Raw genomic sequence first — 20,872 nt, forward strand, 5'->3', positions numbered from 1 at the left:
CTTCATGTTGCCGAAGTCTAACACGGAGTTCCCCGTCTAATCTTTCACCCCTTACCAACAGGGCGAAATCCTGCGAATAAGCGAGCATTCGTGAGAAAATTATATCGTACCGAGGGAGTTCAATACTGAAGGGCAGGATAGTTTAGGGAGTGAATACAATGGGTTCATGGGGAGTAGCTATTTTTTCAGATGATGTAGCGGAAACTGTACGGTTTCACTTTAAGGATTTAATTGGAGATGGATATAGTGCTGAACAAGCTACTCAACTTCTAGTCGAAAAATACGCAAAAGAATTAGATGAAGAAGATGATTTGCTTGTATTTTGGTTATCATTAGCTGCTATTCAGTCAAATTTAGGAAGGCTTCAAGATAATGTAAAAACAAACGCAATTAGAATTATTGACAATGAAACGGAGCTAAAGCGTTGGGATGAAGACCCAAAACTCAAAACTAAACGCCAAAAAGTTTTGAGTAAATTAAAGGAACAACTTACCTCACCTCAACCTCCACCGAAGAATGTTCAAAAACGATATGTTCAAAAAACCAATTTAAAGATTGGGGATGCTATAAGTTATCAATTGCTTTCAGGTAATTACATCATTCTAAAGGTAGTTGATGTTATAGAAGAATGGCAAGGTGACACCTATCCTGAATTCCTAATATGCGATTGGAAAGGGGAAAAAATCCCTGAAAGAAAACAAATTGATGAAGTCTCTCTTTTGAATTGGCGGTGGGGTAATGGTACAGAAGAACTTAAGGGACTTAAAATATTCCGTTCGGGAAAAAGAGATTACCCAGAAAAAAGAATTAGTCATGTAGCCGAACAAGTTAATATAGAGAAGGATAAGACGACAAGTTCTATCCTAATACACTGGAAGGAATTTGATGAAACACTTGAAAAATTTTACAACTTGAAATGATGCTGGAATAGATTTTGTTCAGCTAACGGGTACGATAGTTGAACGATCCAGGAGCGGACCGCTGCGGCAACTGCTCCTTTTATTTTATTTCGTTGAAGTAACGGGAGAATAGTTTAATCATCACGCAATTATATCTATATATCTGGTATAGAGAATTGGGAAGTTGTAAATCGTTATATACAATGGGTGGAAAGTATTATTAAAGTGGGTGATACCAACATGACAACTTATGATCAATTTATGAGTAACCATTTTCCAAATTTGATTCTCAGGCCACCATTATTCTACGACTGGAATGTAGGAATTCGATTTGAACTTGGGGATTCAAATGCGTATGATTTAGATACGAATTTCTATATGGAGCGAGTATATAAACGAGCTATTGAGTTATTCAAAGCTATCAATGAGATAAATGATGAAATTATTATTGTTACAAATGCCGTTTTTGCTTATAACCTAAAAAACAAAGTTAAAAGGGTAAGTTTATATCGAAAATACATTAAGAGTAAACACTTGTTAAGAAATCTAAAGCTAAAAGTTATTCCCGATGTCTTTGCAGATGAAGATGAAATACCAGACGAATTAGATAATACTTTTAGATATATGATCAATTGTAAAGTTAATGAGCTAGATTATCTCAATTTAATTAAAGCTATTTGTAACCAAGATGTAGGGATCAAGCCTTCAATTCATCACGATGTTTTCTTTCTCAATATTAGAAGAGGAACAATTTATCATATTTATGATGATCGTGGATGCGATGTGATTTCAAATTCAATTTCAGGAATTAAAGATATTTTTCTTAAATACAACGATTGGATATTAAATTATGATAGGGAATCTATTAATAAAACATTTGATGAAGTCTTCTAAGAAGCCAGCAACAGCATTTAATCGTGTTTTGGGTAATCGCCCCCGAAGATACTTCTAAGTACATGTATCATTAAGCTAACGGGTACGTTAGTTCAATGAAGTACTCTATACAAACGAAAAAGGAGCTGCCGCGGCAGCTCCTTTTTCATCTTCACAAAATGAGGAATTTTGTACAGATGTCGAGCTTAGGCAGTGCCCATTTACTAAAATCCGAACCAAATGTACAAGCATAACCTATCAGTTTCCATAGATTATAGAATACCAAAAAGGAGTGTGATTTAATATGTGGGGTTTTCATAAATGCTGTGAGTGTCATAGACGCTGTGATTGTCATAGACGCTGTGATTGTCATAGTCGCTGTGATTGTCATAGTCGCTGTGATTGTCATAGACGCTGTGATTGTCATAGACGCTGTGATTGTCATAGATGCTGTGGTTGTCATAGACGCTGTGATTGTCATAGATGCTGTGGTTGGTGAAGTACTACTATTTGTTGTACTAAGCAGTCTTGCAATTGGCCAAGTAGTTAACTGCGTTGAGTATGATAACGGGACTGTTCGGTTATTTATGAAGTTGACAGGGTTTGAAATGGAAATGCAACATTTGTTAACGGTGCAGGTGTCATAATAGCCATACCACCAAGCAAAATCACTTTTATTGCCGTTTAATCTCCAAAAAGACGATTACAGCGTAATCTGCCGTAGTCGTCTTTTTCATCATAGGACTACCTCACAAAATAATGATTTTTGTACATATGTAGCTGAAAAGGCGTTATACGAACGGGCAGAATAGTTATAACTAAAGTTTTCCCAAAATAAGGGATTACATTTGATATAATCATCTAAGCAGCTGGTTAACGGCTGTCGTTTTCTCAATAGATGGGTATCTATGCCCCGCAACATGATAACGAGTATATCCAGGATAATACGCGCTACCTCATCGACAAAGAAGAAAATGGAGGAATAAATGAATATTGAACTTGAAAAGCTGATTTATGCTTTAAACCAACGGTTCAAGACGAATATCATCTCCACCGACTGCCAAACTATGCCGTTACAGGGCGGAACTGTGGGAAATGTGTACCTGGTAACGGGGATCGCCGAAACCGTGGATGGCGAAAAATTGCCTTACCATATAGTGCTGAAAATCCAGAACAAATGGGAGCGTTACGGCGATCCGGGTTCATGGCGTCGGGAATATGATCTCTATTCGTCTGACTTGGGAGCGACTTTCTCGCAAGCCCTCCGCTGGCCGACATGTTATCACGCCGAGTTTAATGCCGAAATTAATGAATACCATCTGTGGCTGGAATATATCGATGGCGTAACCGGTTTAGACTTGACCGGTGATATGTATGAAAAGGCCGCGCTGGAGTTAGGGCGCTTTCAAGGCAAGCTGTATGCGGAGCAACCCGACGTGCTGCAGAGCCTGACCAACCTGAGCCATGCGGATCTCATGAAGAATACGTATTTGCATTACAGGTCATGGCCGGTCGTCTACGATTATATACGATCGGAGGACTGCGAATTGCCTCTGCACGTGCGGCAAATGCTCATCGACATTGATGAGCAAGCAGACGAGATATTCGCCCGTATTGAAAAATTGCCCCTCGTGCTATGTCACCGGGACTTCTGGGTAACCAATCTTATTTATGCTGACGGGAATTTCGCGCTTATCGATTGGGATACCAGCGGATGGGGCTACCTGGGCGAGGATCTCGCAAGCCTGATCGCGGATGAACCGGATATCGATCACATGGTCGAACACTACCAGCGATGCATCCCTGCGTATTACAAAGGCTTTTCGGAGTATGCGGATGTATCCCGAATCGCCGATCATTGTGTCTATGAGATAATCCTTCTCGTATTCGGGTACAGGCTTGTGGAGGGGTATCTCCACACAGAGGCTGATGACGAGAAGACGAAGCATGTCCATACTCTCCAAAAAATCTATGAAATGAAGACCATACCCTTTATGGTCACATCTGGTTACATAGCCTAAACTAACGGATAACGATAGCACAATAAGTAATCAGGAAGCAGACACCGCGGGGATCCGGGATCCGAAAAATAGGATGGGGGAATATACTATGAATAAAAAACAACTCCTAGACTACATCGTTTTGAGTTGTTTTATCATGGCTCTTATTTTTATATTAACTAAACATGGCTCAATTGGAATACCAATTCTGATAGCAGGCTTAGGCATCCAGATCTCAATTATCATTTCAAGGTTGAAACAAACAAAGCGAAATTATTGAGCTAACGGGTAACGATAGTTCAACAATATAGGGTTTACATATTAGTTATGTATAATATGTAAACCTCCATGATTTTATGGGATTTTTCAATTTTAGGTCTTGATAAAAGACGGAGTAGCTTGTGAAAAGTAAATAAGTAAACAGAAGCCCACCGACCATAGGTTAGTGGGCTTCGTCTTATTTTGTGATATTGCGATTTGTATTAAACCATGTATCTAAATAATAAGCTGCCGCTCGGGATTTTGGTCTTTCACGGACGCCATTTCCATCTATGTTCCTCTCATTTTTATGCCAAAATATCGTTTTTCATCATGGCACGTGCCTAAATTGAATTTATGATGTTTTGGCATAATAAAACAAGCCCATTTTCACTTTGTTGTAAAGTATGCTTTCTGACACGTTTTTAAATGGGGTATCATTAAGCTCCTATGGAAGAACGCAATTACTTCCATAATCTGTGGTGTCGCGTCGGGTGAGCGGCATGTAAAGAATATGATTTTGTTAAAGGTGTTCACGATGTATTGCCAGAATGGAATTATGAAGAAGAGAGACCAGGGTTTGAGTGAACCGTATCACAAGTAGCGGCGTAAATTGCCAAGAGGGAGCGAACCCCTTATGATTTTGCTAATTGACTCATCTCCAATAGCAGGATGGTCGTTCTCCATTAACTTAGTTTACTGGTTAAACAAAGTATGGTACAATGGAAATGAAGTTTACAAACGCCATTGTAAAGCTGTTACTTTCACCAAGGAGGAGATCCCGATAATGAAGAAACAAGGTTTTAATCCCTATCTCCCTTCGTGGGAATACATTCCCGATGGGGAGCCGCATGTCTACCATAACCGTGTGTATGTGTACGGCTCTCATGACCGGTTCAATGGACATGTCTTCTGCTTAAATGATTACGTCTGCTGGTCGGCGCCCGTGGATGACTTGGCGGACTGGCGGTATGAAGGCATCATCTATCGGAAAACGGACGATCCACTCAATCCGGACGGCCGGATGTGTCTCTATGCGCCGGACGTCACGCAGGGTTCCGATGGCCGTTATTATTTGTATTACGTACTGGACAAGGTCTCCGTTGTATCGGTCGCCGTCTGCGATACGCCGGCCGGCAAATTCGAGTTCTACGGCTATGTGCAGTATCCCGACGGCACTCGCTTTGGCGAACGGGAAGGCGATCAGCCCCAGTTCGACCCGGGCGTCCTGACAGAGGGCGAGCGAACGTACCTGTACACCGGATTCTGCGCCATCGGCGACAAGACCCGCATGGGACCCATGGCAACGGTGATCGGACCCGATATGCTTACGATTGTGGAAGAGCCTGTTTTTATCGCACCAAGCGAACCGTACAGCCAGGGGAGCGGGTACGAGGGGCACGAGTTTTTCGAGGCGTCTTCCATTCGGAAAAAAGGCGATACATACTATTTCATCTACTCTTCGGTTGTCATGCATGAATTGTGTTATGCTACGAGCCGGCATCCGACCCAGGGCTTCGTCTACCAGGGCGTCATCGTCAGCAATAACGATCTCCATATGGATACTTACAAACCGTCGAACAAGCCGATGTATTACGGCGGCAATAACCATGGAGGCATTGTAGAGATTCTGGGGAATTGGTACATCTTCTATCACCGGCATACCAACGGTACGAGCTATTGCCGGCAAGGCTGCATCGAACCGATCGGGTTCCGGGCGGACGGGACGATTCCCCAAGTCGAGATAACGTCTTGTGGGCCCAATGGGGGACCGCTGATCGGCCGCGGGGAATACCCCGCCTATCTGGCCTGCAATCTATTTTGTCAGGACGAGGAGTTGTACACGGGCACACATGGGGCCTGGATGGACGGTCGATTCCCGAAGATCACTCAGGACGGTAAGGACGGCGACGAAGAAATCGGGTACGTTGCCAACATGCGGGACTCTGCGACGGCCGGATTCAAATATTTCGATTGCCAGGGCATCCGTCAGGTCAAAATCAAAGTTCGTGGCTACTGCCGCGGTTATTTCGCCGTGAAGACGGCTTGGGACGGACCGGATCTCGGCAGGATTTCGGTCGACTTTACGAACGAATGGACAGAATATTCGGCGGACATCGTCATACCAGATGGCAAGCAAGCCTTATATTTCACTTATGTGGGCATGGGCAATGCCAGCCTGGCTGCGTTTACGTTAAATTAAGGAATGTGGGGACCCACGGCAAAAGCGCCCGAGCGGCTGAACTGCAGCCAATCGGGAGTTCTCACCCTAGCCTGTGTTTAAATACAGGCTTTTTTTTCGTCGTTAGAGCCCATACGGAGAACCATACCACAAGTAACGGAGAACTATATTGCGGAAGATTACATGAGAAGCCCCTCCCGAAAAATATCGAGAGGGACTTGCTTATTCAGGCTATTTCCGAAAGCATCCCCTTTCCCCCTCGGATCTATTGCACGGGAGCCGAAATTATAGCTTTCAGGTTGTCTTCCTGGTACTTGTCCATGCCAGAGAAAACGGCAGTATAATAAATATCGTCCTGCTTCCACAAGTAATAAGGCAATTTTACTTCTTTGCTGGGTGCGAAGTACACATGGTTCTTGTCTTCATAAGCCGAAATTTCGACGCCATTAATCTTCAGCATCCGAGTGAGCGAGAGCTTGGACGTGTCGAAAAGCGGCTCCTTGCTCTGATAAAGCGAGAAATTATCGTTTACATCATAGATTGAGGAATCGTGCGGTGCGCCATAGTCTGTCCATAGAGCGTCCGTCGCTTGTCTGAACGCATACGCGGTATTCTGATCGCCAGCCCTGAGCAATCTCGAACCACTCAGCTTAAGCCCGGGCAAATCCAACGGGATTTTCACCTTAAAGCCGAGAATGTTCTTCGCTGCAAGCAAATCCTTTTCATCATAAAGAGGAAATGAATTTCCATCTCCGTCGTAGCGGACATGCTGAACTTGCTGCGGGAAAACAAAGGATTGCACCATTTTTGTGAGCTCTTCTTGCGACATATGCTCGCTATAATAATCGATTGCGTACCAAACACTGTCATCCTGCCAGTAGAAGCTTTTGCCCATTTCTGGCCTTTGCTTGTAGCGTCTCCTATCCGTGAATAAAGTGCCTTTGACATTGCCGATCGTAACAGCTTCCTGCAGGTATTCAGGAGTCTCGTTTGCACTTTGGGGAGCCCCCCGCAATTGATTGTGCTCCAACAAATTGCCATTGCCCTTGGAAGCTTTCACCTCTATGATTTGTTCATTTTTTTTACCAAAGTTAGATACAAAAGTAATGGATGCTACATCAATAAGATTGGCATCGTTGGGGCTGGTGAAATTTCTATAATATAATACATTCTCAAACTGATAACCTTCAGGAAGATAATCAGGTATTTTAAAGTTATATTTCGGAAAATCGAGTGCCCGATCGAGACTATGAAACCATCTGAACGAATCGTTGTATATAGGATATAGATCCAAACTAAGGTTTGCTGCTTGGGCAGCAGTATCCAACCCGGTACCCTTCCCGGCATCCGACGCATTGGTGAGCAAGATGGCGCTCAAGACAATAACCAAGAGAATAGCAGCGGCGGATAGCTTGTACGAACCTCTCTTAAACTTGGTGATCATCATCATTCTCCGTTTTGCTTCATATTTGCTGTCCCCAAAATGCGATAGGTTGATCTGAGGAGAGGGTTGTTGGGAAAATGAACGCGACAGCATGAGTAAGGTCATGCCATAGGACAAAGCTTCACGCTCGCCCAGCGTTTCAAGAACACTCGCGTCGCAGGCCACCTCCTGATCGGCTTTCATCTTTCTTACGGAAAGCCACACGAAAGGGTTGTACCAATGCATCCCTACGGAAAGAGCCCACAGGGAGTTGAACCATAAGTCCTTACGTTTGTAGTGAATCAGCTCATGCATCAGTATATGCGTTAGTTGATTTGAATCGGCGATCGTGCCGATATCTTCGGGCAAATAAATCCTCGGCTTCCATAAGCCATAAAGACAAGGGCTGCGAAGATGGCTTGTTTCATAGGCGTATATCTGTTTTTTAATGTTCAGCTTCTGTTTGCACGCCTCAAGAACGGTGAGTACTTCAGCGTCCTCGATCTTTAGGGAGTTTCCGACTCTTATTCTGAAAATCAGTGCGCTAAACAGGTAATATCCACCCAAGCATAGAAGCCCTACAAGCCATACCAGCGAGCCAATCGATAGCCAAGTTAGTCCATCCGTGGTCCCTGGGAAATGGTCTTGAGAAGAACGTATTACGACTGAAGATCCTGGTTCGTCCGCCCGGTTCAGGGTGAACTCGGGAAGCTGTTTTTTTACATCAATATAATTGGATTGAATTTCCGTGCTGGAACCGGTCTCAGTAAAGGGAGTGGGTTGCTTACTCTTCTGATCTGAATTCCATTCCATCGGGAACGTTTGCGGCAGCACATTAAACAGGCTTATCGGACTCTGCGGAGCAATGGGAACCAGAAGCTTAATCAACACAAGAAACCACAATATATGAACAACTCTAGGTTTAAGGTTCTTTTGAAACAGCTTCCGAATCAAGAGTAATAACAATAGGATTACCGTCGATGCCACTGACGCAGTGAACAGAAGAGAGAAGACCGTTTCCAGATACTTCATGACTTCTTCTTGTTCTCCAAGATTTGTTGAAGCTCCTCAATATCTTTCTCCGAGAGTGTCTCTTCTTCGAGAAATTTCGCGCACAGTATCCCTACGGCTCCTTTATAAACTCTATTCAGGAATGAACGATTCTCGGCTTTTAAGTATTCATCATGCGAAACCAGCGGATAGTAGAGGTAGTTCCGGCCGGACTTTTCGAATCGAATCGCTTTTTTCTTGTGAAGCCTATTCAGGAAGGTTTTAATCGTCTGATGCGACCATTGCATTTTATGGGTTAATTTGGAAATTATCTCACTGGCGGACAAAGGCTCTTTTTGCCAGAGGAGCTTCATCACTTCGCTTTCGGCCTCGGTAATGTGTGTGGACTCGTGCATCGTATTCACCCTTCTTGATTTTCTTTGTTTACACTTGTAAACGATATATAAAGTTTACAAGTGTAAACGTAACGTGTCAAGAGTAAATCGAGCTCCCCGAACATAAGAAAGCGTCGCGCACAGTCACAGTTGCAGAAACGAAAGTGGTATGGATTTATTTCTTATAAGTAAAACCTTGCAATTACAAACTTATTTTTCGCCGATAGATCCGTTAAGCTGAACCGTATCATAACCCGCTGAACTAACGGGTAACGATAGTTAAATGTCGAAGGGGCTGCCACGTGGTCGCCCCTTCACTCAACTACCATGAAAGAATGGATTAACTTTCATGCTCTGTGGTGCAGCATAAGAGATGCATGGATGGCTAACGGGCAGGTTAGTTTTTACTATTGTATCCACGCTTGGCGTGGTAAAATTTATGAAAAAGACAAAGGGGGATAATCATGAGCTTTGTACTTTCAACGGCTATTGTTCAAGTGTTATCAATAGTGTTAGTTATAGCATTCATTTATGTCATATTCCTTGTAATTAAAAAACTGAGGAAGTAACTGGTTAGTGTCTTACCCGATCGATCGTTTTCGTTCAACTAACGGGTACGATAGCGCAATGAACATGAAGTGACGGCAGCCAGTGAAATGGTAAGGAGATCTAAAATGGAAAAAATCTTAAAAATAATTAATACCGTTTCTTTGCTCATTCTCGCTTTGAGTTTGCTTTACATTGCCATGCAATTTCCTGACCTTATCGATAGGCTTTTTATGATTGCACAGATGCTAGGTTCTCATTGAGCTAACGGGTATGATAGTTAAATGTGGATTGGGCTCCCTAGTGGCGGCCCTTCTTTCAGCTAGTGGGCTGTATAGTTATAATTATAAATACCCGATAAACGAGCACAACGAGAATGTATCGGCTGATGTTACAAGATTTAAACATGACATTTAATGAAGAAGCAGCAGCGCGGACTTTCTAAGATCCCGAATGGAGGAACTGTCCGGCATGTTACTTTTATCCTATTGATTAACCGATTGCTTCGGCATAGAATGTACTTGTACAAACTATAGAAGTGGGATTGTGACTGAATTCTCAGGCAAGACCCGAAATGATGCGAGAGTGGCCATATTTATGGTACTGCTCATTCTTGCTCATTTTGGGTCTTTTTTTCGTGCGGAAAAGGGACCTTTAGACACGGGCGCAAAAATGATTTTATAACCGTTTACCACCGCCGGATGTCCGTTCTTATCCTGCAGCGGCCAAGTAACCCAAATTATAAACTCCGAAGTGATTTCCTCAAGCGCTTCAGGAACGCAAGGACGAAGTGATCCGTCAGCAGAAACGGAAGGAGGCGCTGGATCGCATGACTGAGCGCAAAGACGTAGAGAAGGAGCGCGAACTGTTGGCTGTACGAGAGGAATACCAGGCGAAGCTGCGAGAGCTATACGCGTAAATGGATCACCTTCGAGAACAGAATGAACAGAAAATCCGCGAGCTTCAGCAGCCAAAGTAAAGCCAGAAAAAAGAGTAACTAGGAAGGTGAGTCTTATGGAGCACCCCCGTAAAGCAGGAAAGATTGAGCTCCGAATGGGTGAAGAGACAAGCTGGGAAATCCGCTCCGCCAGATCCAGGAGATGAAATGGAAACCTGAAAAATATTCGTAATCGAAATTTGAGGAAGTGTTCCATCATGAAAAACAAATGCTACATTGGAATAGTTGTTATTCATAATCAGTTATACGTTACTTATGGCCCTGATTATGATTATTACGTAGAATTGTTACGCATTTCGTCATTGACTGATGTAAAAAGAGACATAGAGGGAATTTCTAAAGAAATGGGCATACCGGTATTGACCGTTTTGACGGTTCAACATTTAAAAGGAGGCTGTCTGATTTGGCCCCGATAGACTGGTTGGTCGCGGATTCTAGGGTTCCGCTAACAAAACGTAGTTAAGAGGGTAGATGCATTTTAAATTTAAGTACGGTAATGTAATTCAATGAATATTGTGTTATATACGACGAAGCAGACGTATTTCACTAGTTTAAACGCTAATTGTGTCCACTTCAAAGAGTTGCCGATATTTAAGGCCATGCGAATATTCAGTATACGCGAGTTTATACAAAGTCGAGCACCCAGGAAAGAAGGGGAGCTATTGAAAGTCTTTCCTCCATTCAGTGAAAGGAGCTGTCATGAACCGTCATTACCAAAAAATGGAATGATCGGGGTCGTTAAATGCTCGATGAAAATAAAGAATAAAAAATAAAGACTCACATGGCGGCGCTGAACTCCCTTCGGTAGTTTAATATGATTAGGGAAGCTAATATTCAGTCTAATTGTTATTTATTTTGCAATACTAATAATAAAGACCAACGAGAAGCAGGGGATTTCATGATTCGAGGAATATCGAAAAAACTTGAAAAATTAGTGGAGAACGTACCTTTTGTTCGAATTGGCAGTTTCCTAATTCCTGTTATTTCGTTAATCATTATGTTTAGAATCCCTAGCCTCGTCTGGGGGATGATCTTCTTTTTCTTTTTGGGGTTATTTTTTCTCGTTGAAGGTATTCATCCATCTGGAACTTGGAGAGCGTGGAAATACATCATCCAATACGCAGCGACTTTATTTTTCATTCCAGAGAACATTCATCCCAAAAAAAAGAGAAATGACCATGATCTTTAAAGTCCTTCACTGAAGTGAGGTTTTTTTTTGCGTTGATTTAACGGAGTGGGAGCGGAAGGGGCATGGCCGTTCAAATAATATAGCTTCTGTTCTTCGGATCTAAAACTAGAACCATACAAGAAAAAGGACATCGAGTGGTTCCTCGCCCGCGGCGGAGGTAGTTCGGCTGTGCGACGGCCTGACTGACGAGGAACTGCGAGACTACTATCCGGATATCCTATGTCGGTGATAGAAATGCATCACCGATCTCAGGAAGTGACATTCGGAACCGGAGCATCCTTGGCCGCAGAGGGGCGAGCGTTGGCCGGAAGCCGACTAGCTGCTCCTGGTCCAAGCGCGATGACAACAGTCGCTTCGCCTATTCGAGTTCCATCAAGAATATGCCGTGCCCCACTCCGGGCTCATCTCCCCTGCGCGCGGACTGGAATGCGATCTTGCGTCCATCGGGACTGACGACGGGGTTTGATGCCTTGTATCCTGGATAGTCGCCCCAACGGGTCAGCCGCTCGAAAGATTTGCTGTCCGGCTCGAGCCTCAGCTTCCAAATGTCGATTGTCTCGTAGCCTTGCGGGTTTGGCTGATCTTTGCTCGATTCCACCAGAATGTAGCGTCCGTCCGGAAAAATACCTTCCGCCTCATTATATTCCTCGGGCACCTTGCGATAGGTGGTCACCTTCCCGGTGTTCAGGTCAACACCGAAGATGTCTGCATAGACGTTGCGGTAGCAGGTGTAGATCAGTTCATTGTCGTTGTTACGGAAATCCTGCACCTCCAGCGTACATTCAGGCTTTCGGGCACGCAGCACCTCCCGCTTGTTCGCAAGCTTGGGAACACCGTCTTTGTAGACGATATCTGCAATGTAGACGACCGATTCGTTCTGTTCGAGCAGGTCGGGATAATTTCTGCTGGTGTTCGCCCAGGCAACTTTCATGGAGTTGCGCGAGATGGCGACCCCTTCCGAAATCTTGTGTCCGAGCGGTACAGCCTTGGATCGGCCATCGCGTTTGAGGACCCACATCTCCTGATCGGCAAAGCGCGTTTTGTCGATATTCTCGAACGTCGGCGCCCCGATGAGAAAGAGATCGCCGTTCGGCAGATATTGCGCCCTCAGATAACCAGCATGAGGATAATGGGTCAGAAGCCGGATCTGCTTTGTCTCCAAGTCGATCTCGAACACATCGCCAAAGCTCTTTTCCATGAACGCGATCTTGCGACCGTCCGGCGACCAGGATGCTCTCTCTCCGAAATGAGTGAGCTGCGTGATGTTCTCCGGAAGATTCTCTTCCGGAGAGCCGCTGCTCTTTGCCGGCGTCTCGTCCGAAGCTGCAGCAAGGGATGCAACAGTCATGATTTCTTTCACGTTTTCCTTCTTCGGCTTGGCCGTAACCAGCGACACAACTATGACTAAGCAAAGCATTGCCAGCAAGTTGCACACAAGCCATTTCTTCATTCCATTCACCTCACCTTCGATAATAATTTTCCTTTGTTAGAATTCGTTTCTTCCTTCGAAGTTATACTAGGAAAAAATTATATTACACGGGAACAAGGTGGAGTGCTTTCCGGCGCTCGAGAAGCGGGATGAATCAAGACCTTCTGCGGGCGGAAGCTGCGATTTTTGCCGCAGTCATTCCTCGGATTGGAGTATAATCTTTTTAAATATGGAGTGCCGCGGCAGCTCCTTTACATTTTCACAAAATAAGAAATTTTGTACATATGGTAGTCGTTAAGCTCCCTCGGAGAACGTTAGTTCAACAACTGGCCTCTTAAGTAGGTGATCAAGCTTTTTGCGATCAATAGTTTAGTGCGCCACGGAGTAACGCAAACAGTACTTAAATAAAAAGGAATTTCTGCCGAATAGGGAGGACTAACAATAAAAATAGGCGCAAACAAAGGGCGGTATGGCCTCCTTGTTTTGCGCCTATTTGGTTTGCTTGCTATGGGAAGCTTACAACCGGATTTTAAATGATTTTTTAGTTAGCGGATAAAGCCATTTTACGCCGCTCGGCGTCAGCGTGTCCGCAACGAGATGGGATAAATAGCCGAGCATGGAGACGATTGCGATACCCTCGATTTGCAGTTGATTTTGCAATCCCCAGCCGATAGCTCCCCAGATGGGTACGGCCCATATCGTATGCGTCATACCGCGGTGCTTCAGCCATGGTACCCAAGCGGCAAACAGCCCGAAGCCGATGAGCCAGTTCATCTGGTAATAATAACCGGCATACATGACGATTCCGCCTACTGCGCTTGCGAGCACATTTCGTATGACGCCTTGCTTAGCGACGAGACCAAGCAGGAAGACAGCCGCAGCAACACCTATGTACACGGGCGAGGTCGATTTTTCAGAAAAGAAATAATAGCAGACGATGCCGGCTAGCAGGAAGCCCGACCAAAGCGTTAACTCGCGGATAAGCTTAGAGAGCTTGCTTAGTTTGGTGCTCAGCATGCTGGGGCCGTCGAGATCGGCGCTTAATGCGGAGAAACCGGCTACCGCAATGAATAGAGCTGCATGTTCCAATGTGAAAGGGTAATAAATGGAGGCGGCTGCACCTACAGCCGCTCCGATTGCCAAATGGGTCTTTCCTGTCATAAATCCTCCTGTGACTGACGATGAATTGATTCTTTTCGATAGACGCTTGGCGTCATGCCTGTGCACCTTTTAAATAAATGGTTAAAAGAATGAATATCCGTGTAGCCGACCATTTCGGCAATGGCGCTGATTTTAAGCTGGGAGCCGCGAAGCAGCTCTTGGCTTTTTTGAATGCGCAAATTTTGCAGGTAGCGGTGAAAGCTCTGGTTCGTATGCTGCTGAAAGAGCCGCTGAAGATGCCGCTCGCTCCAGCCGCTTGTTTCGGCCAGCTTGGCAAGCGTCAGATCTTGGCCGTAGTGCTGATCGAGGTCATTCAGGAGCATAATGAAAGCCGTTTGCTGCGGAGCCGGAGCCGGACTTTTGCGTTCCAACGAACGCTGCAAAGCGATGAGCAGCTGCAGCAGCAAAGTATGCAAATAATCGGATGAGCCGGTTTGCGGCAGTGCATATTCGCGGTGCAGGGACAGAAACAGCTTCTCGAACTGGCCGTTCGTATCCATACAAGAGTAGTACGGAAAATGTCCGCTTTCCATGTCATTCAGAAATTGGACGATGCCGTAATCGGAAGCGAATGAGCTAAGCTTACGCAGCAGCAGCGGCGAGAAAACGCAGTTATACACGCTCAAAGGGTTGCGGGCTTTACTCAAGGAGACCGGCCTGAATACATGCGAAATGCCGATCGGAATGAAAAATATCTGTCCCTTATGCACCTTATGCACTTGGTCTGCAATGTGATGATAGCCGGATCCTTCAGCGATATATACGCATTCGAGAAAATCATGATCATGATAGGGGCTCATCATGCTCTCGCTGGCGCGATTGACGTAAAGCAGCTGATTTTTTTGGAAAAAATGTTCCCCGCGTAACGTTTCAGCAGGATGATTCATGGTAAGCGCTCCTCACGAATGTTTTTCTGCTTTTCTCGAAAATGTCCGGATTGCCGCATGCTATTGTCCGCTTTGCCATCAAAATTTCCGCTGTGCTTTTTTATAATTATAGAGGAAACAGCAGTGGCAAGGAAGGCGAACACGCAAATAATGCGGCCAACGTAATGAGCAGGTAAGGCAAGAGTATTTGCTTCACTATCTTAAGGAGGAATAGATTATGTTCGAAATTATGGGACTGCGTTGTGAATATCAGCAAAATCCGATTGGAATCGGTGTGACTAGACCGCGTATTAGCTGGAGGCTGCAGTCGGATGAAAGAGCGGTAAGCCAATCGGCTTACGAGATTGAGATCGCGGCAGAAGCCGGTTTTGCCGTTGTTATTTGGCAGTCTGGACGCGTGGAATCGGAGCAGTCGGCTCATGTGGAGTTGGGTTCATTCGCCGCTGAGTCGTGTAAGCGTTATTACTATCGTGTCCGGGCGTGGAATCACAAGGGTGAGGAATCCGCATGGTCGGAAACGGCTTTCTGGGAGATGGGATTGCTTAGTCCGGAGGAGTGGGCCGGGGAATGGATTACTGCGCCGCTTGAGCTGCTGCCTGCTGTGGCCGAGCCTTCCCCGATGCTAAGGAAGAACTTTGAGCTAACCGGTAAGGTGAAGGCTGCGCGGCTTTACGCGACTGCTCTTGGGCTCTACGAGCTTGAGCTTAACGGGCAGCGGGTTGGCGACAGCTATTTTACGCCGGGCTGGACGAGCTACAATCATACGCTGCAAACGCAAACCTATGATGTAACGGAGCTGCTGGAATCAGGCGGGAATGCGATTGGAGCCTATCTCGGAAACGGCTGGTACAAGGGGCATTTGACTTGGAATGACCGGCGCTGCTTGTATGGCGACCGGCTGGCGCTGCTGCTGCAATTACGCATCGTCTATGAAGATGGACGGGAAGAGCTGATCGTTACCGATGAGGGGTGGAAGGCTGCTGTTAGCGAGATTCAGCTGTCGGAAATCTATCATGGGGAAACGTACGATGCGCGCCTTGAACGGAAGGGCTGGAGCACGGCTGCTTATGATGATAGTACGGAAGACTGGCATTTTGTAGATACGCTCCGGCACGGGAAGCATATGCTGAAGCCGCAGGTAAATGAGCCTGTTCGCAAGCAAGAGCGTTTAAAACCGATTGCTCTTCTCACGACGCCTAAGGGGGAGACAATTCTTGATTTTGGTCAAAATATGGTCGGCTGGGTTCAATTTACGGTACAGGGTGAAGCGGGGAGGGAAGTAACGCTGCTGCATGCTGAGGTGCTGGATCATGAAGGCAATTTCTATACGGATAATTTGCGTGCAGCGAAGCAGACGATTAAATATGTGCTGAAGGGCGGAGAGCGGGAAACGTATGAGCCGCGCTTCACGTTTCAAGGCTTTCGTTATGTGCAGGTAATCGGCTTCCCGGAGCCGCTTGAGCTGGATGATTTTACAGGCGTGGTGCTTCATTCGGATATGGAGGAGACCGGCAAATTCAAGTGCTCGGAGCCGCTCGTTAATCAGCTTCAGCACAATATCAAATGGGGCTTGAAGGGGAATTTTCTCGATGTGCCGACCGATTGTCCGCAGCGGGATGAGCGGCTTGGCTGGACTGGCGATGCGCAAATGTTCATCCAGACCGCTTCATACTTATCGAACGTTGCGCCATTTTTCACCAAGTGGCTGAAAGATGTCGAGTCCGATCAAGCAGAGGATGGCGGCGTTCCGTTTGTTGTACCGCATGTGCTGAACGAGACAGATATGTCCTCGGCGGCATGGGGCGACGCGGCTGTTATATGTCCATGGACGATCTATGTCTGCTACGGGGACAAGCGCTTATTAGAAGGTCAATATGAGAGCATGAAAGCTTGGGTATCGTATATTCGATGCCAAGGGGAAAATGAGTTTTTGTGGAATACGGGCTTTCATTATGGAGATTGGCTCGGACTCGATGCGAAATCCGGCGATTATGTAGGAGCGACCGATCGGGATTTCATCGCGACAGCCTTCTACGCGTACTCGGTGTCGCTCCTGCAGAAGACGGCGTCAGTGCTGGATAAGTCGGAGGATGCTGCCGAGTATCTGGAGCTGTACGACAAGATCGTATCGGCTTGGCGGGAGGAATTTGTAACCGGTTCAGGGAGGCTGGCGGTTCCGACGCAAACGGCTCAAGTGCTGGCTTTGATGTTTGGTCTTCTTGATGATGCGGCGGAGAAGCGGGCAATTGCCAAGCTAGCCGAGCTGCTGGAGCAAAATAAGTTCCACCTGACGACCGGCTTTGTCGGTACGCCGTATTTGAACCATGTGCTTAGCGCGTTTGGTCAGAACGAGGCGGCCTATAAGCTGCTTCTTCAGCAAACGTACCCATCATGGCTGTATCCCGTTACGAAGGGCGCAACGACGATTTGGGAGCATTGGGACGGGATTAAGGAGGACGGAAGCTTCTGGAGCAAAGATATGAACTCGTTCAACCATTATGCGTATGGTGCAATCGGCGACTGGATATACCGCACAGTTGCAGGCATTCAAACGGTTGAAGCGGCTCCGGGCTACAAGCAAATCGTTATTGCGCCGCAGCCGGGCGAAGGACTTACTTGGGCGGAAGGCAGCCTGGAAACGATGTACGGTACGGTTAGCTCCAAATGGTCCAAAGCGGAGAACGGAACCTTTACGCTGGATGTGACCATTCCGCCAAACACAGCTGCAGAGATTCGTTTGCCGGGAGCGGCTGCCGTGGAGATGGTTACCGAAAGCGGCGGGGCGGTTGGCGCTGCTGCCGGTATAACGGCAGTGACGGACACTGCAGCCGGCGTTTCCGTTAAAGCCGGATCGGGCAGTTATCGATTTGCTTGGCAGACGCTTTCTAGCCGCGATTTGTGTGCGGCAGTGTCAGCAGAATAAAGAATGAAATTTGCGCTTTGCTGCCCGAATCGTTCAGATTCACTCCGCCAACTGAAACATGCTATAATATGCTTTAAGACAAGTATGGTTGGTGGGATGATAATGGACAATCAGGTTGCCGCAGCATGCGATGATTCATGCGCAGGCTCGGAGGTAAACATAGACAATGTCAGAAGCAAATTGATTCCGGAGACGACCTCTGCCCAGCTGGCTGATCTGTTCAAGGCGCTAGGCGATCCAACGCGGGTGAAGATGATACACGCGCTGTTGCAATCAGAGCTTTGTGTGCACGATCTGACGCAGGTGCTCTCCATGGGCCAATCGGCTGTATCCCATCAGCTGCGGCTGCTGCGGAACATGCGTATCGTAAAGCGGAGGAAGGTCGGCAAGACCGTGTTCTATTCGCTGGATGACGATCACGTGGAGCAAATTTTTTTACTGACGCTGCAGCATTTGAAGCATGAATAATCAAATCAAGGCTGCTCTGCAGGGTTAATAACCCGGGAGCAGCCTTTTCTATTTGGCGGGACGAATACCATTAAGTAAAACAAAAAAATACTTGATTTTTAGTAAAATTGACGTATAATTTCGCTCAGTAAGAGAAATCGCTTACAACACTAGCCCGGAAGCATTGCCGCTTGGCAAGCAAATTCCGATTACGCGGGCAGAACCGGCGAATCCTTCTAATGAACAACCAGCTGCATGCGAGGTATGGCGCGATTTGTTGACGCTACGACCGCGGAGGTTTTGTGCCGCTATGACGAACCGATCTTCCCTGCTGCCGCAGTCACGCGCAATACGTTCGGAAAAGGCATGGTTTATTATATCGGCGGCGGCTTAAGCGCAAAGGTGCTCGATGAACTGGCCCATTCTATTGTCAAGGCTCAGGAAATCTGGCATATTGAAAGTGACAAGGGCGTCGAGGTTGTTGTCCGGGAGGCGGGTGAGCGCAGTCTCTGGTTCATGCTTAACCATACGGACAGCGTGAAGACGTTCCGAGGCCAGCAGCTTTGCCCGTACGAGAGCAGGATCGTGGATGCCGACAGGTTATAACGCGGGAGTCCTTCGCTCATGCAGCGCGCAGCCGCAGCCAGCAGGAAGGAACGGTAGTATGGCTACGATTAAAGATATTGCACAAAAAGCAAAAGTGTCGATCGCAACCGTGTCGCGGGTGCTTAACTATGATCCGGGCATTTCAGTTGCGGACGAGACTCGCAAACGTATATTTGAAATTGCGCAGCAATTGAATTACAAGACGCTGCGCCAGCGCAACGGCGTAGCCGTGAAGGAGCGCTACCGCGTCGGGCTCGTGAACTGGTATTCGGACCAGGAGGAAATGCTTGATCCGTATTATTTGGCCATTCGGCTTGGGATTGAACGGGAATGCTTCCAGCGGCAAATGGAACTGGTGAAGCTGTTCATGCCGGCAGAACCGGACAGCAGAGACTGGTCCGGCGAGTCGCTCGACGGGATGATAGCGATCGGACGCTTCGAGAAAGAAGATGTCGACCGTTTTCCGTCAGGCTTTGAGAACATCGTCTTCGTCGATTCTTCTCCTGACGATAACCGGTTCGATTCGGTTGTCATCGATTTGCGAAAGTCGGTTTTCGAGGTCATCGATTATCTTATCGGACTAGGCCATACGGCGGTCGGTTATATCGGCGGGCATAATACGGTGAACAATAAGCGGGTGCGGGATGAGCGCGAGCTCGCATTTATGGAGCGTTTGGCCACGCATGGGCTGTTCGATGCGGAACTGGTGTTTATCGGCGAGCATTTATATTCCGAGGACGGCTACAGGCTGATGAAGCAGGCCATAAGCGGGGAGAAGCTGCCAACGGCGTTTTTTATCGAGAATGATTCTATGGCTGTCGGCGCGCTCCGTGCGCTGCATGAAGCGAAGCTGCGGGTCCCGCAAGACATTTCGATCGTTGGCTACAACGGCATCGCCATCTCTGAGTTTTTGCAGCCGCCGCTTACGACCGTAAAGGTTCATATGGAGCACATGGGCGAGACGGCGGTTGAGCTGCTCGCGGACCGAATGGCTGCCAAGCGGGAAATTGCGAAGAAGATTGTACTGCCGACCCGTCTGCAAGAGCGTGAGAGCAGCGGTAATCCTTTGAAGCAGCAAAATTAAAGGCAGCGGAAGCAAGTAAAGTATACGCGGAGGTGGCGGGCTTGTCATTGCTCTTGAACGGTCAGCACGTATTGCCGGCGGTGCATAAGCTGAAGGATGTGGAGGCGGTTCTTGCCTCCCCTTTTTCGTATATGGTGCTGCTGGGAGGACATTTGGGACAATTGAAAAATATCGTCGATTTGGCGGGTCAGCATGGGAAAAAGGTGCTTCTGCATGCCGATCTGATCGACGGGCTGAAAAACGATGAATTTGCGGCCGAGTTTCTGTGCCAGTCGATCCGTCCCGCAGGCATTATTTCTACCCGTTCCAGCGTTATCGGCCGGACGAAGCAGAACGGGCTGATTGCCATTCAACGGCTGTTTCTTATCGATTCCGATGCGCTGGAGCGCAGCTATACCGTTCTGGACAAGAATCGTCCCGATTTCATAGAGGTGCTGCCGGGCGTCATACCGGACATTATTAGCGAGGTAAAGCAGCGGAGCGGGATTCCGGTCATCGCTGGAGGTCTTATCCGCACACAGGACCATGTCAAGCAGGCGCTTGAAGCGGGAGCATCGGCGATTACGACATCGCGCAAGGAGTTGTGGAAGGCCGCGTACTAGTGCTGGAGCCAAATAGTGAA

At 46.9% G+C, this 20,872-nt stretch carries 16 protein-coding genes; 11 read left to right on the forward strand and 5 right to left on the reverse strand.

All coding sequences use genetic code 11. The features are described 5' to 3' along the window. The first annotated feature begins 158 nt into the window (after window positions 1–158). The 4 genes from AC0YNZ_RS13585 to AC0YNZ_RS13600 all read left to right on the forward strand — a co-directional run bounded on the left by AC0YNZ_RS13585 (window position 159) and on the right by AC0YNZ_RS13600 (window position 6,233). The gene (locus AC0YNZ_RS13585; protein WP_475827107.1) at window positions 159–920 is read left to right on the forward strand and encodes a hypothetical protein; all 762 of its coding nucleotides are present in this window, start codon (window positions 159–161) and stop codon (window positions 918–920) included. Window positions 921–1,139: 219 nt separating this feature from the next. After that, the gene (locus AC0YNZ_RS13590) at window positions 1,140–1,793 is read left to right on the forward strand and encodes a DUF3885 domain-containing protein (RefSeq protein WP_475827108.1); all 654 of its coding nucleotides are present in this window, start codon (window positions 1,140–1,142) and stop codon (window positions 1,791–1,793) included. Window positions 1,794–2,758: 965 nt separating this feature from the next. Next, window positions 2,759–3,793, forward strand: coding sequence for an aminoglycoside phosphotransferase family protein (locus AC0YNZ_RS13595; RefSeq protein WP_475827109.1), 1,035 nt, complete (start codon window positions 2,759–2,761; stop codon window positions 3,791–3,793). A 1,024-nt stretch (window positions 3,794–4,817) separates the two neighbouring features. Beyond that, window positions 4,818–6,233: a family 43 glycosylhydrolase gene (locus AC0YNZ_RS13600; RefSeq protein WP_475827348.1), complete on the forward strand. Its 1,416-nt coding sequence runs from the start codon at window positions 4,818–4,820 to the stop codon at window positions 6,231–6,233. Between the two features lie 244 nt (window positions 6,234–6,477). Here the strand turns inward: AC0YNZ_RS13600 and AC0YNZ_RS13605 are convergent, their stop codons facing one another. Continuing rightward, window positions 6,478–8,667 (reverse strand): M56 family metallopeptidase, encoded by a 2,190-nt coding sequence (locus AC0YNZ_RS13605; protein ID WP_475827110.1) that lies wholly within the window; start codon window positions 8,665–8,667, stop codon window positions 6,478–6,480. Next, window positions 8,664–9,041 (reverse strand): BlaI/MecI/CopY family transcriptional regulator, encoded by a 378-nt coding sequence (locus tag AC0YNZ_RS13610; protein ID WP_475827111.1) that lies wholly within the window; start codon window positions 9,039–9,041, stop codon window positions 8,664–8,666. The genes AC0YNZ_RS13605 and AC0YNZ_RS13610 overlap by 4 nt, the downstream gene beginning before the upstream one ends. 653 nt (window positions 9,042–9,694) lie before the next feature. Here AC0YNZ_RS13610 and AC0YNZ_RS13615 point away from each other — a divergent pair. Further along, on the forward strand, window positions 9,695–9,829 hold the full coding sequence (locus AC0YNZ_RS13615) for a hypothetical protein (protein WP_475827112.1): 135 nt from the start codon (window positions 9,695–9,697) through the stop codon (window positions 9,827–9,829). 1,593 nt (window positions 9,830–11,422) lie between these two features. Next, entirely contained in the window at window positions 11,423–11,713 is a 291-nt protein-coding gene (locus tag AC0YNZ_RS13620; protein WP_475827113.1) for a hypothetical protein, read from the forward strand. A gap of 358 nt (window positions 11,714–12,071) precedes the next feature. On the opposite strand, the gene AC0YNZ_RS13625 is transcribed toward AC0YNZ_RS13620, so the two are convergent. From AC0YNZ_RS13625 to AC0YNZ_RS13635, 3 genes are all read right to left on the reverse strand, one after another. Beyond that, window positions 12,072–13,163 carry a TolB family protein gene (locus tag AC0YNZ_RS13625; RefSeq protein WP_475827114.1) on the reverse strand — a complete coding sequence of 364 codons (1,092 nt, stop codon included), beginning with the start codon at window positions 13,161–13,163 and terminating at the stop codon, window positions 12,072–12,074. Window positions 13,164–13,658: 495 nt separating this feature from the next. Further along, complete coding sequence (locus tag AC0YNZ_RS13630; protein ID WP_475827115.1) at window positions 13,659–14,303, reverse strand: metal-dependent hydrolase; 645 nt, start codon at window positions 14,301–14,303, stop codon at window positions 13,659–13,661. Further along, window positions 14,300–15,190: a helix-turn-helix domain-containing protein gene (locus AC0YNZ_RS13635; RefSeq protein WP_475827116.1), complete on the reverse strand. Its 891-nt coding sequence runs from the start codon at window positions 15,188–15,190 to the stop codon at window positions 14,300–14,302. Before AC0YNZ_RS13635 ends, AC0YNZ_RS13630 begins: the two co-directional genes overlap by 4 nt. 217 nt (window positions 15,191–15,407) lie before the next feature. Between AC0YNZ_RS13635 and AC0YNZ_RS13640 the strand changes: the two genes are divergently transcribed. From AC0YNZ_RS13640 to AC0YNZ_RS13660, 5 genes are all read left to right on the forward strand, one after another. After that, window positions 15,408–18,113 (forward strand): family 78 glycoside hydrolase catalytic domain, encoded by a 2,706-nt coding sequence (locus tag AC0YNZ_RS13640; protein WP_475827117.1) that lies wholly within the window; start codon window positions 15,408–15,410, stop codon window positions 18,111–18,113. A 102-nt stretch (window positions 18,114–18,215) separates the two neighbouring features. After that, entirely contained in the window at window positions 18,216–18,581 is a 366-nt protein-coding gene (locus tag AC0YNZ_RS13645) for an ArsR/SmtB family transcription factor (protein ID WP_475827118.1), read from the forward strand. 243 nt (window positions 18,582–18,824) lie between these two features. Further along, on the forward strand, window positions 18,825–19,166 hold the full coding sequence (locus AC0YNZ_RS13650) for a beta-galactosidase trimerization domain-containing protein (protein WP_475827119.1): 342 nt from the start codon (window positions 18,825–18,827) through the stop codon (window positions 19,164–19,166). Window positions 19,167–19,224: 58 nt separating this feature from the next. Next, complete coding sequence (locus AC0YNZ_RS13655) at window positions 19,225–20,250, forward strand: LacI family DNA-binding transcriptional regulator (protein ID WP_475827120.1); 1,026 nt, start codon at window positions 19,225–19,227, stop codon at window positions 20,248–20,250. Window positions 20,251–20,297: 47 nt separating this feature from the next. Beyond that, window positions 20,298–20,852, forward strand: coding sequence for a glycerol-3-phosphate responsive antiterminator (locus tag AC0YNZ_RS13660; RefSeq protein ID WP_475827349.1), 555 nt, complete (start codon window positions 20,298–20,300; stop codon window positions 20,850–20,852). The last annotated feature ends 20 nt before the right edge of the window (window positions 20,853–20,872 follow it).

It is taken from the genome of Paenibacillus sp. J2L1-98 (genome assembly GCF_056269405.1).